Source organism: Curtobacterium sp. MCBD17_030 (assembly GCF_003224255.1).
Taxonomy (GTDB): Bacteria; Actinomycetota; Actinomycetes; order Actinomycetales; family Microbacteriaceae; genus Curtobacterium.
The window spans coordinates 226,764-241,874 of sequence record NZ_QKLI01000003.1; the positions used below are offsets into that span (position 1 = coordinate 226,764).

15 protein-coding genes are annotated in these 15,111 nt (G+C 70.9%); 4 read left to right on the forward strand and 11 right to left on the reverse strand.

Features of this window, described 5'->3' with window-relative positions; translation table 11 throughout:
- Positions 1–6: 6 nt before the first annotated feature.
- Complete coding sequence (locus DEI89_RS05255; protein WP_110903017.1) at positions 7–870, reverse strand: NAD-dependent epimerase/dehydratase family protein; 864 nt, start codon at positions 868–870, stop codon at positions 7–9.
- Positions 871–999: 129 nt separating this feature from the next.
- Between DEI89_RS05255 and DEI89_RS05260 the strand changes: the two genes are divergently transcribed.
- Positions 1,000–1,215 (forward strand): hypothetical protein, encoded by a 216-nt coding sequence (locus tag DEI89_RS05260; RefSeq protein ID WP_146240603.1) that lies wholly within the window; start codon positions 1,000–1,002, stop codon positions 1,213–1,215.
- A 1-nt stretch (position 1,216) separates the two neighbouring features.
- On the opposite strand, the gene DEI89_RS05265 is transcribed toward DEI89_RS05260, so the two are convergent.
- The 6 genes from DEI89_RS05265 to DEI89_RS05290 all read right to left on the reverse strand — a co-directional run bounded on the left by DEI89_RS05265 (position 1,217) and on the right by DEI89_RS05290 (position 6,769).
- Positions 1,217–1,999 carry a DeoR/GlpR family DNA-binding transcription regulator gene (locus DEI89_RS05265; RefSeq protein WP_111121580.1) on the reverse strand — a complete coding sequence of 261 codons (783 nt, stop codon included), beginning with the start codon at positions 1,997–1,999 and terminating at the stop codon, positions 1,217–1,219.
- Between the two features lies 1 nt (position 2,000).
- Positions 2,001–2,996: a 4-hydroxythreonine-4-phosphate dehydrogenase PdxA gene (pdxA, locus tag DEI89_RS05270; RefSeq protein ID WP_110902983.1), complete on the reverse strand. Its 996-nt coding sequence runs from the start codon at positions 2,994–2,996 to the stop codon at positions 2,001–2,003.
- Between the two features lie 9 nt (positions 2,997–3,005).
- The gene (locus DEI89_RS05275) at positions 3,006–4,190 is read right to left on the reverse strand and encodes a four-carbon acid sugar kinase family protein (RefSeq protein WP_181421505.1); all 1,185 of its coding nucleotides are present in this window, start codon (positions 4,188–4,190) and stop codon (positions 3,006–3,008) included.
- On the reverse strand, positions 4,187–5,197 hold the full coding sequence (locus DEI89_RS05280) for a 2-keto-3-deoxygluconate permease (protein WP_110902985.1): 1,011 nt from the start codon (positions 5,195–5,197) through the stop codon (positions 4,187–4,189). Before DEI89_RS05280 ends, DEI89_RS05275 begins: the two co-directional genes overlap by 4 nt.
- Before the next feature lie 193 nt (positions 5,198–5,390).
- Positions 5,391–5,804 carry a DUF2382 domain-containing protein gene (locus DEI89_RS05285; protein ID WP_110902986.1) on the reverse strand — a complete coding sequence of 138 codons (414 nt, stop codon included), beginning with the start codon at positions 5,802–5,804 and terminating at the stop codon, positions 5,391–5,393.
- Positions 5,805–5,947: 143 nt separating this feature from the next.
- Positions 5,948–6,769: a DUF2382 domain-containing protein gene (locus DEI89_RS05290; RefSeq protein ID WP_110902987.1), complete on the reverse strand. Its 822-nt coding sequence runs from the start codon at positions 6,767–6,769 to the stop codon at positions 5,948–5,950.
- A 208-nt stretch (positions 6,770–6,977) separates the two neighbouring features.
- Between DEI89_RS05290 and DEI89_RS05295 the strand changes: the two genes are divergently transcribed.
- Positions 6,978–7,679 (forward strand): TetR/AcrR family transcriptional regulator C-terminal domain-containing protein, encoded by a 702-nt coding sequence (locus DEI89_RS05295; protein ID WP_110902988.1) that lies wholly within the window; start codon positions 6,978–6,980, stop codon positions 7,677–7,679.
- A gap of 90 nt (positions 7,680–7,769) precedes the next feature.
- A complete protein-coding gene (locus tag DEI89_RS05300) occupies positions 7,770–8,033 on the forward strand; it encodes a zinc-ribbon domain-containing protein (protein WP_110902989.1) in 264 nt (87 codons plus the stop codon).
- A gap of 286 nt (positions 8,034–8,319) precedes the next feature.
- On the opposite strand, the gene DEI89_RS05305 is transcribed toward DEI89_RS05300, so the two are convergent.
- The 4 genes from DEI89_RS05305 to DEI89_RS05320 all read right to left on the reverse strand — a co-directional run bounded on the left by DEI89_RS05305 (position 8,320) and on the right by DEI89_RS05320 (position 13,614).
- Positions 8,320–9,477 (reverse strand): protein kinase, encoded by a 1,158-nt coding sequence (locus tag DEI89_RS05305; RefSeq protein WP_110902990.1) that lies wholly within the window; start codon positions 9,475–9,477, stop codon positions 8,320–8,322.
- Complete coding sequence (locus DEI89_RS05310; RefSeq protein ID WP_110902991.1) at positions 9,477–10,673, reverse strand: PP2C family serine/threonine-protein phosphatase; 1,197 nt, start codon at positions 10,671–10,673, stop codon at positions 9,477–9,479. Before DEI89_RS05310 ends, DEI89_RS05305 begins: the two co-directional genes overlap by 1 nt.
- On the reverse strand, positions 10,670–11,560 hold the full coding sequence (locus DEI89_RS05315) for a vWA domain-containing protein (protein WP_110902992.1): 891 nt from the start codon (positions 11,558–11,560) through the stop codon (positions 10,670–10,672). Before DEI89_RS05315 ends, DEI89_RS05310 begins: the two co-directional genes overlap by 4 nt.
- A gap of 176 nt (positions 11,561–11,736) precedes the next feature.
- Complete coding sequence (locus tag DEI89_RS05320) at positions 11,737–13,614, reverse strand: adenylyl cyclase (protein WP_110902993.1); 1,878 nt, start codon at positions 13,612–13,614, stop codon at positions 11,737–11,739.
- Between the two features lie 204 nt (positions 13,615–13,818).
- On the opposite strand from DEI89_RS05320, the gene DEI89_RS05325 reads away from it, so the two are divergent.
- Positions 13,819–14,757 carry a helix-turn-helix domain-containing protein gene (locus DEI89_RS05325; RefSeq protein ID WP_181421506.1) on the forward strand — a complete coding sequence of 313 codons (939 nt, stop codon included), beginning with the start codon at positions 13,819–13,821 and terminating at the stop codon, positions 14,755–14,757.
- The last annotated feature ends 354 nt before the right edge of the window (positions 14,758–15,111 follow it).

Here is a 15,111-nt window from a genome sequence, read left to right on the forward strand (position 1 = left end):
CGGTGCTCAGGCGTGACGGTTGCCTGCGCCAGCGAGCACCGCGCGGTAGCCCTCGCGGTAGGTCGGGTAGCGGAACGCGAAGCCGGCCGACCGGAGGAGCGCGTTCGACAGCCGCTTGTCACCGCCCGCCTGTCGGTCTGACGCCGGGCCGGGCTGCGGTGCCGGCACCTGCAGTTCGTCGGCGAGGAACCGGAGCACGTCGTCCAGCCGGACGGGCTCGTCGTCGGTGCCCAGGTAGGTCAGTGCCGGGTCGTCCAGCGTCGCGAGGTGCACGATCGCGGCGGCGGCGTCGTCACGGTGGATGCGGTTCGTGTGGGGAGACGCTGCCGGGGTCGGCGCGAGTCGGGCAGTGCCAGAGCGCACCTGGTTGAGGAGTCGCTCGCGCCCGGGCCCGTAGATGCCGGAGAGTCGGAGGAGCACCGCGCCCGGAGCTCGCTCGCGGAGGAGCGCTTCGGCCTCCACGAGGACCTCCGCCGTGGGCGTCCCGCCGGTCGCCGGCGTCTCCTCGGTGACCTCGCTCCCGTCCGACACGTCGTAGACCGCGGTGGAGGACACGACGACGATCCGCGGCCTCGCTCCCGACCGGTCGATGCCGTCCAAGACGTTCCGGAGGCCGTCGACGTAGGTCGCGCGGTACTCGTCCGGGTCGCGGCTGCCGGCAGCCAGCGCCACGACGACGATCGCGGTGTCGGCGTCGATCTCGGGGACGTCCTGCCGCAGGTCCGTGTTCCGACCCTCGATCGGTGCGGGCAGGAGTTCGGCGCGACGCCGGAGTCCGACGACGCGGTACCCGAGGTCGGCGAAACGGAGGGCGGCTTCGGTGCCGAGGTCGCCGCAGCCGGCGATGACGACGGTCTGGGAGGTGCTCATCCCCCGAGCGTCCCACGAGGAGTCGCGGAAGACCGGTGAGCGGCACATGTCGGGTCACACATGTCGGCGGCCTATCGTCGGGTAGGTCGTCGGTCCCCGTGAGCGGCGCAACACAGGAAGTCGGCGTTCGTGGACCGTATGCAGGCCATCACATGGCGACACGATTCCGGTGCGCACTGGACCGCCCGCCGCGACGGGATCGTCGTCGGCACGATCGACCAGGGCCAGGGGTACGAATTGCACTCCACGGACGGCACGATCCGCGGATCGCACAACTCGCTCGGCAACGCGCAGGCGCAGCTCGACGCCTGGGCAGCGTGGACGATCGGACCCGACCGCTCCTAGGTCAGCGGTCCGACCCGGGCTGCCCGGTCCCGGCGACGTGCACCGTCACGAACGCCGATGCCCGGAACGGTGCCAACTGCTCCTCCGTCACCCCGTCGTCGGTGACGAGCGACCACGACCGTTCGATCCGCGTCCACCAGTGGGACGACGCGACACCGAGCTTCGTCGAGTCCGCCAGCACGTACAGCTCCCGTGCCCGCTCGACCATCACGCGTTTGAGTGATGCCTGCTCCGGGGTCTCCTCGCAGAGCCCGTGCTCCGCCGAGACCCCGTCGGCACTGAGGAACGCCACGTCGGCGGAGACGTCCGCCATGACCCGCTCGGCGAAGGGGCCGACGAACCCGGAGCTGATGTGCCGCAGCCGTCCGCCGACGACGATGAGCTCGACGCCCGTGCTGTGCTCGAGCGCGTTGGTGGTCGTCAGCCCGGTGGTCACGACGGTGATGCCCTCGCGGTGGACGAGGTTCCGCGCGAGGGCCCCGACCGTGGTTCCGGCGTCGAGCACCGCGACCGCTCCGGCTGGGATGAACGTGCTCGCGAGCCGTCCGATGGCGGCCTTCTGCTCCACCGCGATCGCCTCGCGCTCCCGCAGGCTCCGCTCCGCTCCGCCGATGGTCTGGGCGCCACCGTAGGTCCGGACGATGGCGCCGTCCCGCGTCATCGTGTCGAGGTCCCGCCGGATCGTCGACGCGGAGACCGAGTACACCGCTGCGAGCTCGTCGACGGTGACGGGCTTCTCCTGCAGCAGGCGGCTGATCTCGCGCCGACGGTCGCGGGCGTTCACGTCAGCCTTCGCGCTCCGGGGAGAGGTCGGCGGCCTGGCGGAGCGCTTCGAGCAGCGGTTCGTGGTCCACGATGTCCTTCCCGGCGATGTCGAACGCCGTTCCGTGGTCGACCGAGGTCCGGACGAACGGCAGGCCGACGGTGACGTTCACACCGTTCTTCAGCCCGAGCACCTTCACCGGGATGTGGCCCTGGTCATGGTACTGGGCGACGACCAGGTCGTAGTCGCCACGGCTGGCGAGCATGAAGAGGGTGTCGGCGGGCAGCGGGCCGATGACGTCGAGGCCTTCGGCGCGCGCACGGTCGACGCCGGGCTGGATCTTCTGGGCCTCCTCGTCGTTGCCGAACAGACCGTTCTCGCCGCCGTGCGGGTTGATGGCCGCGACGGCGATGCGCGGACGCTCGTTGCCGGAGCGGACGAGCAGGTCGTTGCCGCGCGTGATGGTGCGGTAGACCCGGTCGCCGTCGATCGCGGCGACGGCGTCGACGAGGCCCAGGTGGGTGGTGACGTGGATGACGCGCATGTTCGGCGCGGTCAGCATCATCGAGACCTCCTCGACCCCTGCGAGGGAAGCGAGCATCTCGGTGTGCCCGGGGAACTGGTGCCCGCCCATGTGCAGGGCCGCCTTGTTGAGCGGACCGGTGCAGATGGCGTCGATCTTGCCGGCCATGGCGAGCTCGACGGCCTTCTCGATGAACAGGAAGGCGCCGTGTCCGGCCTCGGCCGAGAGCTCGCCCCAGGCCAGGTCCTCGGGGATGCACGGGATGTCGAGGACGTCGATGGTGGTCGGGTCCTCGGTCACCTCGGACGGGTCGCTGATGCGGTTGAGGGTCAGTGTGCTCGACACGACGTCCATGGCGAGCTGCAGGCGGCGCAGGTCACCGATGACGAACATCGTCGCCAGGGACCGGGTCGCCTGGTCGGCCATCGCCTTGGCGATGATCTCGGGTCCGACGCCGGCGGCGTCACCCATCGTGATCGCGATGATCGGCTTCATTGTTCTTCCTTACTGCTCTGTGTTCTGCTGTCGGAGGGCCCGGACGGTGCGGGCGAGGGTGCCGGCGTCGCCGAACGCCCCCGCCTTCGTCACGAGGACCGGCCGGTGGTCGGGGTGGCTGCTGAGGACGACGCCGGGTTCGACGGTGCCGTGCACGCGGACGGTGTCGATGCCGAGCGCGTCCAGGACGGCTCGGGCGGTCTCTCCGCCGGTCAGGACGAGAGCCCCGAAGCAGCCGGCGCTGCGGGTGACGGTCGCCGCGAGGGCTGCGGCGACGTCGAGGGCGTTGTCCTTGTCGACCGGCACGCCCAGGTCGGGGGTGAGGACGACGTCCGAGACGGAACGGGCGATCTGGTCCGTCGCCGCCTGTTCACCGTCGTCGCGGTGCCGCAACTCGACGTGCTCGGCACCGTGCCGGACGAGTTCGTCGATCTGCGATCGAGCGGGTCCGGAGTAGCTCCCGACGACGACGAGGACGCGGTCGACCGGCGCCAGCGGCGCCGTCGGTGTCGCGCCACTGTCTGCGAGCGACAGCATGTGCGCGGCGAGTCCGCCGGAGCCGGTCACGAGGACGGGGCCGGTGACCAGCCGGGAGGCCCGGGCGATCGTCTCGAGGTCGGCGTCGGTGACCGCGTCGAGGACGACCGCGTCGACGCCGTCGGCGTGCAGGCGGTCCAGCTGGGCCGCGATGTCCGCAGGGCTGTCCGTCGGAGCGGGGCTGAGCCTCCCGGCCTGGAGGCCCGCTGCGGTGAGCGATGCGGCCACGTCACCGGCGTGGTCGCCGTCGATGTTGGGCGCGCCACCGACGTGGACGACGCCTCCGACGGTGGTGCGGCCGGTGCCGGGGAAGGCCGGTGCGACGACCGCCAGGGCGCGCTCCGGTCCGGAGACGGCGTCGAGTGCTGCCGCGACCTCGGCGCCGACGTTGCCGCGGAGCAGGGAGTCGATCTTCTTGAAGACCGGCCGACCGAGGTCCACCGAGCGGCGGACGACGGAGCCGACGAGCGAGGCGGCCTCTTGGCCGGACAGGTACCGGCTCTCGGTGTCGACCGCGAGCACGTCAGCGGCAGGCCAGGGGACCTCCGGGCCGAGGACGACCGCGCTGGTGCGGATCGCGCCGTACCCGGCCGCGGCGTCAGCGGCACCGGTCAGGTCGTCGGCGACGATCGTCAGGGTGGCTGCGGCGTCGCTCACGAGGCGGCCCGATCGACGGCGACGGCCGCGACGCCGGACGTGTCCCCACCGGTCTTCTTCGCGGCGAGGCGACGGGCGTACCAGGCGACGATGAGCGGGGTACCGATCGACGTCACCACGATGGCGGCGGAGACGAGGACGGTCGCGGGACCCGCGGCCTCCTTGTACGCCGGGTTCGCGGCGGCCACGAGCATCGGTACCGCCGCCGCGTTGCCGGCGGTCGACGACGCGGCGAGTCCGCCGAGGCCGGTGCCGCCGGTGAAGCGGTCGGCGAGGAACAGCACAGCACCGCTGAGGAACAGCACGACCAGGCCGAGCAGGACGCCGACGAGGCCGGCGCTGAGGACGGTCTGCAGGCTGATGCCGAAGCCGAGCGCCAGGCCGAAGAAGAAGATGAGCACCGGCGACGCCGACGACAGGAACTTCCGCATCGCCGGGTCGAGTGAGCCGAGGACCATGCCGAGCACCAGGGGGATCAGCGCGCCGACGAGTGCCTGCCACGGGAACGCGGAGAGGCCGGCGACGCCGAGGATGAGCATGGTGAGGAACGGGCCGGACTCGATCGTCATGATCGAGTATGCTGCGACGTCCTTCGGCTTGCCGTACTGGCCCATCAGTGCCATGTAGAGGCCGCCGTTCGTGTCGCTGAACGCGGCGACGAGGGCCAGGACGGACAGGCCGGCGAGGAAGCCGCCCTGGACGGGGAGCTCGGACATGAACTGCCCGGCGACCACACCGATGACGACGGCGAGCAGCACCTTCGAGCCGAAGAGCGCCCCGCCCTTCTTGAGGATGTAGGGCGTTGCGCGGAGGTCGATGCTCGCGCCCATGCAGACGTAGAAGACGGCCAGGATCGGCGTGCTCCCGGTGAGGAGGCCTCCGGTGAAGGAGCCGAAGAAGTCCGCGGTGCCCGGGGCGACCGTCGCGAGGACGGCGCCCACGAGGAGCGGGACGAGCATCATGCCGCCAGGGACCTTCTCGATGGCGGCCTTGATCGGAACGGACATACGTAACTCCATCGTTTCGTTCCGGGTCGTTCCGGCCCGGTACGACAAGAGTTGCACACAACGCGCAGACACGTGCGCGTTGTGTGCAGAATGCGAAGCGACCCCTGCACACGCGCGGTCCTGCCCGGAACGAGACGAGCCTCCCGTCCGTCACGATGACGGCCAGGAGGCTCGGTGTGCTCGGGTGGGCTGCTCAGGCTGTCGGCCCGGTCACCTCGTCGACGTGCACGACCTCGTGCCGGAGGGTCTCGTCGACGACCACGTCGTGCGTGACAGTGTGCGTGGTGAGCGTGACGCGCTCGACCGGCACGACGACCTTCGAGACGACGAGTTGTTCCTCGTGCAGGACGACCACGATGGGTTCGCGGACGGTGTCGCCGGTGGCGGCGGGCAGGCGCGTGTCGCCGGTGATCGGCTCACGGGTCAGGCGGATCTCCTCGCGGCTGACGTCGACGGTGACGGTGCGCTGCTCGGTGACGATGTACCGCTCGAGTCGGACGCGTTCGGTGGCGTGACGCTCGGTGGTGACGGCGAGGCGCTCCTCGCTGCGGACCACCTCGACGTGGTCGTCAGCGTCGGACGCGTGCGGCTGGTCTCGATGGGTCATGGTCTGCTCCGTTGGGCCGTGGGGTGCTCCGGTGAGGGAACGGGAGGGGGCGGGAACGCCTGTCGGCCCCGCTCGTCATGATCGGGGCCGACAGGTGTGAGTGGGCTCAGTCCGGGCGACGGGTGGGCCGTCGCCGGTGGTGCCTAGGAGCGGAGGTCGCGGTCCGTGACGGTCCCGTCGGTGGTGCCGCGCACCTCGCTGTCGTCGAGCTCGATCTCCTCGTGGGCGACCTCCTCGTTGACGGTCTGCTGCTCGGTGACGGTCTCCGTGCCGAGGCGCACACGCTCGACGGGGACGGTCTCCTTGGCGGTCACGACACGCTCTTCGGAGAGGACGACCTCGTGCTCCTCCTCGCTGAGCTCCGGGCCGGCGAGGGCGTCAGCGGCGTTCGCGTCGGTGACCGGCTCGCGGGAGAGGGTGACCTCCTCGTGGCTGACCGGGACGGTCTTGGTGACCTGTTCGGTGACGACGTGCTTGCGCAGACGGGCACGGCCGGCCTGGACCTGCTCGGTACCGACGCGCAGACGCTCCTCGGAGCGGGTCATGGCGTCGTCAGTCGTCGGGCCGGACGTGTCGTGGCCCTGGGTGCCGTGGGTGTTCGCACCACGGTCGGCGTCCTGGTCGTACAGGGGCTGCTCGTCCGCCACGGAGGTGTCGGTCATGCCGTAGTACGAGTAGAGCGCCTGCTCCTCCTCGTCGCTGAGAGCGCCGTCGGCCTCGACACGCGGTGCGTCCTTGACGAACGCCTTGTCGTACGCGACCCGGACGATGCCGGCGTCGAAGTTCGCGTCCGTCAGCGGGGCGAACGTCTCGGCCGAGCCGAAGAGACCCGTGCGGATCGTCACCCAGGTCGGCGCCTGCGTGTCGTTGTCGACGTAGACCTGTCCGACCGTGCCGATCTTCGCCTCGCCGCTGCCGTAGACGTCGGCGCCGATGAGGTCGTTGATGCTGTTGCTGTCGATCATGGTGGTGCTCCTGTTCCCCGGCGTGGTCACCGGATCCGATGAGGAGTGCGTCCGAGATGGAGGTGGAGGTCACCCCGGCGGACTTACGGCGTAAGCCCGCGTCGGAGCTTACGGCGTAAGCGCGCGTACGGTCTCAGGTACGGACAGCGACGCGTCCCGAGGACACCGTCGGGGCCGGAAGCCCCATCCACAGCGAGGGAGATCCGCCATGGCGGCACGCGACAGGACGACCGCACCCGGGTTGAGTCGGGACCTCATCGTCGCGACGGCGCTCGGGCAGATCGACCGGTCGGGCATGCAGGGGCTGTCGATGCGCTCCCTCGCGCAGGAGCTCGGTGTCGAGGCCATGTCCCTCTACCGGTACGTGCACGGGAAGGAGGACCTGCTCGAGGGCATCGTCGCCTCCCTGATGAGCGACCTCGTCTCCCACCTGGAGGAGGCCGAGGGGACGCACTGGCAGGCGTTCCTCCAGACGGTCGCGCACGCGGTCCGCCGGATCGCGACGGACCACCCCAAGGCGTTCCCCCTCGTCGCCACCCGCCACCCAGCCGCACCCTGGCTGCGTCCGCCCCTCCGGAGCATCGAGGTCGTCGACACGTTCCTCCGGGCCCTCACCGGGAACGGGTTCTCCGACGCACAGGCCGTCAACGCCTACCGCGCGTTCAGCAGCTTCCTGCTGGGTCAGCTCCTCCTGCAGTCCGTGGTCAGGGGAGCCGAGGCCGGACCCGCCGAGGAGCCGCTCGACGAGGGCGGCGCCGCCGTCCCGGAGGGCGACGGGAACCTGTCCCTCGACATCGCCCCGGAGGTGCAGCGGCTGCGTGCCCTGCTCAGCGAGGACCGCAGCGACGAGGAGTTCGAGGTCTCGCTCGAGGCGCTCCTCGACCGGCTGGACCGCGAGCTCTCGCAGTAGGTCGGAGTCGCGGCGCTCACCACGCTCACCATCGAGGAACGGCTCCCGCACCCGTCCGGATGGACATGTGTCGGGTGGTTCACTCGAAGGATGTTCCTGCTCTTCGGCACCCGCGCGGTCGCGGCGCTCCTGTTCGTCGTGACCTTCGTGTGCGGGCACTGCGGGGTCGCGGCACCACAGCAGATCGTCCGCGAGCGGCAGAAGGTGACGCTGTTCTTCATCCCGCTGTTCTCGCTCGGGACGTCCTACCTGATCGAGTGCAGCAACTGCGGCATGGTCACGGGGTTGTCGCGCCAGCAGGCGGAGCACTCGATGCAGTGGGCGGACGCGCAGGGCATCCCGGTCGCCCCCTGACCGTCGAGCGCTGACCGACGGGCCGGAGTCGACGGCCCGCCGGATGGCTCAGCGGAAGGGGTTGCTCCCGAAGATCTCCTCCGGGCTCGGGAACCGCGGCGCTCGCCGTGGCGGTGGTGCGACGGTCCGCGGTGCCGCGGATGACGGACGTGGACGGGCCTCCGGAGGCCGGGGTGCCGCGTCCGCGGGCATGAAGCCGGGGGGGAGCTGCTCACCACAGGTGCTGCAGGTGCGGCCACCACGGTTGACGCCCTCGCACACCGGGCAGCGCCAGACCGCCGGCATCTCAGCCACGGTCGGACCTCCGGTCGCGCGGAGTCCGCCCGAGCAGCTTGCCCTTGAGTCCACTCGACGGAGCAGGCGGCGGGGTCACGCCGGACGGGTCGGCCGCCGGTTCGCTCGTCCTGACGGGAGGCCCGGCGTCGGCCGGCGTGGATGCTGGCCTGACGAGCTTCCCGCGGAGGCCGCCGGAAGCGACCGGCGCTGCGGCCGGCGTCGTCGACGGGGCCGGCGTCGCTGCCGGTGCGGCTGGCATCGCGGCCGGCGCGACCGCCTCACCGGATCCGCGGAGGCTCATGAGGCCGGCGTGCACCTGCCCGACCGTGGGCCGTGACGCCGGGTCGGCCAGCAACATCCGGTCGACGAGGTCGGCCAGGGCAGGATCGAGCGTCGAACGGTCGACCCGGAGGACGACCCCGCTCCGCACGGCCACGGCTGGTTCGCCGTACGCACGGTCGTAGGCGGGCAACTCCCCCGTCAGGAACTCACTGAAGATCAGTCCGAGCGCGAAGATGTCCGCTGCGGTCCCCAGGTCCGCGGCGGCGACTCCGTCCTCCTGGATGTACCCGAGGAGCTCCGGCGAGTAGTAGTTGATCGTGCCGACGATCTCGGCCGGCGGTGGCGGGTCACCCGCGACGTAGGCGTTGTCGAAGTCGATGAGCTTGCTCGTGTACCCGAGGTCGGTCCGCTTGACCAGCACGTTGTCCGGCTTCAGGTCACCGTGCACGATGTGCAGGTCGTGCAGGATCTTCAGGCTGTGCGCGGCCGACTTCAGCAGGACGAGCCGTTGGCGGAACGGCAGGGCGGCGATGCCGGCGACGCCGAGGTCCTCGGACTCCACGCGCTCCGTCGTCTTGTAGTACTTCGCGCCCGCGCGGAAGAAGTCGAGCGTGACGATGAGGTTGCCGCCGTACGTCGACAGCGGTGCGAGCGCCGTCTGCATCGCGGCGTGCCGTGCCTCGAAGGCTGCACACCGCTCACGCTTCCGCGCCTTGACGCGGTCACTGCCCGGGGAGCTGTCCTCCGGGTACGTGGGGCTGAGGAACTCCTTGACGAAGTACTCGCGCCCGCCCTTCGTGGCGAAGGTCCAGCGGCTGAGGCCCGCTCCCACCACGCTGAAGTCGGCGAGCAGCGTGTACCCGTTCAACACGTCTCCGGCCTGCATCAGGAGGCCTCCCCTTCACGTGTCGGGACACCGTCGGACAGCGGTGTCTCGCCGGTGTCCGGCGCGCTGTCGGTGTCCGCAGCTGTGGCCACGTGCCCGGTGGCGATCCGCTTCGCGGGCTTCCAGATCTGGCGCGACGGGGTCTCCTCGGCGGAGTCGACCGACGCGTCCGGGTCGTCCTGCAGCAGCTGCTCGTACCCGGCACGGTAGCGCTGCCACTGCTCGGCCTGCGCGGCGACGTACCGTGCCTGCAGGTCGGTCAGGTCCTGCTGCGCGCGGTGGATCTCGTCGGCCATCGCGTCGAGGGGCGCGACCACCACGTCGGCGATCTCGGCACGTCGCGGAGCCAGGGCTGCCTGGAAGTCGACGAGGTCGGCACCGACGACGATCGTGGCCATCGACGCATCGTCACCGGTCACGGCGCTGATCGTCCGCTGGACGGCGAGGGACCAGTCCTCGTCGGTCTCGGCCTCGGCCAGTCCGTCGAGCACCAGCTTCTCGAAGTGCATCGGGGACGGCACGTACCCGAAGCACCCGTCGGTGGCGCAGAGGAGGGCGAACGGCGCCTCGAGCGTCACTCGCCGGTGGTTCACCTGGAAGTCGGTGTCGGCGGAGATCGCGTTGCTGATGACCGAGTCACGCTGGAGGTTCGTCATCGCGTCGCTCGGGTCACGGAGGTCGTCGATGCTCAGTTGGTGCAGCCCGGAGGCGTCGAGCGCGTAGACGCGGGAGTCCCCGGCCCAGAGCACCTCGCAGACCCAGCGGGACCCGTCCGGCTCGCTGCGCTGCAGCGCACCGAGCGCCATCGTCGTGGGGAGCGCGCGCAGCAGCCGGGACCGCAGCCGGCTCACCGGGGCGTTGAGCCCGGTCAACGCGTCCTGTAGCACGGTCTCGATCGCGTCGTGCAGCTCGACGGCCGTGGCCGGCAGCGGCAGCGGCCGGTCCGGGGTGAGCGTGCGGAGGAGGTGCTCCTCCACCACGTCACGGACGAGCCGGGAGGCCAGGTAGGCACCCGAACGTGCGCCGTCAGGCGTGTCGTAGACGGTGCCGCCCGCGCCTCCCATGCCGTCGAAGACCGCTGCGAGCCCGAGGTCGGGACCTTCGCGGAGGATCGGGTCGGAGTCCTCGCCGTGGTCCGGCACCTTGGCCAGGTTGAACCCGAAGGACGCGGTCGGGCCCGCAGCGGTCTCGCTCACACCGAGTTCCCGATGGAGTCGATGATCGTGCCGTAGTCGACGTCGGACAGTCCACCACCGGCGGTCGAGGGGTTGTGCACGACGTTCTCCCACTCGGCGGAGATGTCGCTCCAGCCGGGACCGTCCGGGGCGAAGAGGATGAGGCGCTTCGTGCTGGACCCCATCACGCCCTGCTCGTCCTCCCACGCGTCGGTGAGCGCGCTGAAGTCGGCGGGGATGCGGGAGCGGAGGTCCGCGGGGACAGCTGCGGGGTCGAGCGGGTGTGCGGGCTGGTCGCTCCACACCACGATCACCTGACGGCGGCGGTCACCGTTGCGGGTCCACGGCGACGCGATGGCCAGGGCCACGGCCTCCAGACCGGACTCCGGTGCGTCTCCGCCGCCCTCGGCGACGAGGCCCCCGACGAACTCGGAGAAGCGGGCGCGGTCGTCGGGGAGGCCGTAGAACGGCGACTCCTCGATCGCCGCAGCACCGTCGGCGACGAGGTCACGGAACGCGATCACGCGGACGCGGAGCTCGGCGACGTTCTTGCCCTTCGCGGTGAGGTTGGTCTGCACGTCGTCGTAGAACCCGAGCGCGTTCGCCTTCACGGCGTCGAGGATCGGGTCCATGCTCCCGGTCACGTCGATGCAGAAGACGATGTCCACGGCGTAGTTCACACCGCGTGACGCGAGGCTCGTCTGCGGCGGCACGACCGGGGCGACCGGCACGGCAGCGGCAGGGGTCGGCGTCGGAGCGGCCGTCGCCGGAGCGGGAGCCTCGGCGGGGACGGCTTCGGCGGCCGGTGCATCGGTCGCAGGGGACTCGGGCGTGGCTTCGACGGGCGGGACGGACGCAGCGTTCGTGTCGACGGGCTCACTCGGAGCGGCCGGGGTGGTGTCGGACATGACACTCCTTCGATCGGGGACGGCGGTGTGCCGACGGCGGGGTCGCCTCTCCCGGACCGTACCCGCGTGCTGATGCTGGGCCGTCGAGGAACGGGGCCCGGCTGCCACCGAGCCTCCCGCCCGTCATCGTGACGGACGGGAGGCTCGGCTCACCCAGTCGGGTCAGCGCGCGTCCGCTACTGCACCGTCTTGTTCGAGTACCGCGTCACGGTCTGCGGCTGCCCGGACACCGAGCCCGTCGCAGCCGATCCCTGCCCGTTGACGACGTGGTCGATGGTCCCCGCGTTCGTGTTGAGCGCCACGGTGGTCATGTCGTGCATGACCACGCCCGGACGGTCCGGGACCTCGAACGACTGCGTGGCGTGGAGCGTCGGGTTCACGTTGGTGAAGATGTAGCTGCCGAGACCCCAGGCTTCGTGCGTCTTGACCTTGTCCGAGACCTTGTACGCCGCCCAGCCGTTGACCTTCTGGTGCCGCCACGATGCCTGGTCCGGTGCGTCGTAGGGCAACTCGTTCTGGAAGAACACGGTCCGTCCGCGCTCGCCGTTCCAGATCACGTTGTACTTCTGGTAGTGCTCGACGAACAGGCCGGTGGCGGTGACGTCGTCACCGTTCACGACGACACCGGTGTCGGCCGTGTTGACGGTCCAGCCGACGGATCCGGCGACGCCGTGGTCGGCGCGCCAGGCCCAGATGTCGTCGAGGATCGTGTGGCTGCTGTTGACCTCGAGGCTCGTCGTGGCCTTGCCGACGTGCGGACCGCCGATGCGGAAGAACACGTCCTGCAGGGCGGTCGGGTCGGTGGCGCTGCCGACGGTGGCCGGGTTCCGGTCGACCTTGTGGTGTCCGCTGCCGATCTTCAGCAGCGTCGGCGAGTTGACGGTGCCGGCGTCGAAGGTCAGGCCGGCGATGTCGACACCGCGCACGTCGCCGACGACCATCGGGACGGCGCCGTTCTGGGCGGTGAGCGTGGCCAGGCCGAGCCCCAGCACGACGGTGTCGGCGCGCTTCACGGAGATGCTCTTCGCGACGTCGTAGACGCCCGGCGTGACGAGCAGGTTCTTGCCCTTCGCGAGGGCGGCGTTGATCGTCGTCACCGAGTCCGTGGGGTGCGCGACGAAGAAGTCGCTGAGGGGCAGCGACCGACCGGGCGTGTGTCCGTCCGCCCAGCTCGGGCCGACCGAGTTCGTCGCGGCGCTCGGCACGAACACGCGGTACGCCCCGTGGTCATCGACGTAGAGGTACGGCTTCTCGCGGGAGACCGGCGTCGTCGTCAGCGTCGTGTACGGCGGCACCGGGAAGGACTGGGCCGGGGCGTTCAGGTCGCCGGAGAACACCTGGTTCCAGACGCCGTTCGACCATCCGGCGCCGAGGTCGGTGTTGCGGACGTAGAACTGCTGCTGCGACCCGTTCAGTGCGCCGCCCTCGAGCTTCGAGTCGGCGACGAAGCCACCACTGGCGTAGTTCGGGTCCTCGCAGTACGGCATGAAGGACGTGTAGTCCTTCACGTCCACGCGCCGCATCGGCGCGGCCTGCGAGACAGCCCACATCTCGTTGCCGGTGTGGCAGGCGTCGGCGGTCGGGACCACGTGGACGGTCAGGTTCGACACCGACCGCCAGAAGGTGTCGAGGGACCCGCTGCCGTTGCGTCCGGTGGCCGTGACGCCGCCGTTGATGGTCACGCCGCTCGGGTCCTGGCCGAGGCCGTCGACCTCCGTGTAGTACCCGACCCGGATGTCGAGCGGGTTCGTCGCCGAACCGTATGTGCCCGGCTTGAACAGCAGCGCGTACCGAGCCGTGCCCATCTCGTTGTCGACCTGCTGCTCGTAGACGGCGTCGACCTTCGCCTGGATGTCGGCTTGCGGCATGTCCGGCGAGAAGACGAGCACGTTCGGGCCGAGGTCGGTCGTGGGCGCCGGGACGGGCGGTGCCGCGACCGCGGTCTGGGTCGTGGCGAGGACGCCGAGTGCGGCCGCGCTCACCGCGACGGTCGCGCCGATGACGCGCCTGCGGGTTCGTGCCCGTCCGAGGGGCGCTGGGGAGAGGGGGATCACCGTGACCTGCTTCCTTGCAGACGTGCGGTCCGCGTCGGGCCGGGTGACGTCGCTGTCACCGGGCGGACGACGACGGCCGCGCTGGTTGGGGTGGCGGCAGCGTAACGCCGTCCAGGCGGTTCGCAGGGGACGGATCCGTCGGGACTCGTTGCGCGGATGATCCGTGCCCGTCGTCCGGCGGGGACGTGTGGTAGACCCCTCCCCATGAGCAGTCCTTCGTTCCTCGACGTGGAGACGACGAATGCCGACGAACTCACCGCAGCGATCAGCACGGGGTTCGGGTACCGCATCGCGCCCGCCACGCGGGCACTGTCGCACAGGCAGCACGTGATCGTCGGCGACCCGGTCACCGTCGCCGACGTCGAGTGGGACACGGAGGTGCGCGTCGCCGTCGACTCCACCGACGAGGTCATGTTCGTCCAGGTGCACTCCGGCGCCTACGCGTTCAACCCCTGGGGAGCCGAGCACGTGATCGGCGAAGGGGAGGCGTTCGTGATGCCCCCGGACCAGGAGCTCGACTTCGTCATCGACCACGCCCACGCATCGACCTGCTCGTTCTCCGCCCAGGTGCTCCGCCGGGTCGCCGGCGAGATCTGGGACGACGAGGACCTGTGCCTGGCGGAAGGTGCCGTGCGTCCGGTCGACGCCGCCCGGCACTGGCTGTGGCGGCACACCGTGCAGGAGTACCGGCAGCAGGTGCTCGAGACCCCGGAGGTCTACGGCAACGAGCTGTTGCGTGCGCAGGCGACGCGGTTCGTGGTCGTGAGCGCCATCTCCGCCTTCGGACTCGTCACCGAACCCCGGGGTGGTGCGGACGAGAGTGCCGCCGTCCGACGTGCGACCGCGTGGGTCGACGAACACCGCCGCGAGCCCACCACGGTGCAGGACATCGCCGCCGCTGCGCGCCTCTCGGCCCGTGGGCTGTCCCTGGCCTTCCGCCGGGAGCGCGGGCAGACGCCGATGGAGTACGTCCGGCTGGCGCGGGTCGACGGTGCCCGAGCAGACCTGATCGCCGGCGACCCGACGCGGGGCGACACCGTCACGAGCATCTCGGCCGACTGGGGCTTCAGCAACGCCGGACGGTTCACGGCGCTCTACCGGCAGACCTACGGAGAGACGCCGCGCCGGACGCTGATGCGCTGAGGGTGCTGCCACCGTCGCCGCGCGGAGGGTGCAGAGGGCGGAGGTCGGTGAGGCCCCCGCCCTCTCTTCCCAGGACCCTGATCCGGCCCCGGGGCATCCCCATTGTGCCAGGAGGACGCCGTCGACGCAGGCAGTTCGTTCTGCGGCGACACCGATCCCGAGGAGTGTGCCGATGGCGTCTGAGTGCTACCGTCAGCGTCACGCCTGGTCCCTGGCCGGACGTCCGCGGGACGGGGTGGCTCCTGATCCGCCACCCCGTCCCGCCCCACTTCCGCGCCGCGGTCCCGCTCGCTACCGTTCTCGACGGGGACGTCGCGCAGGCGTGGACGGGTCTCCCGCCGCCGCAGACGAGGG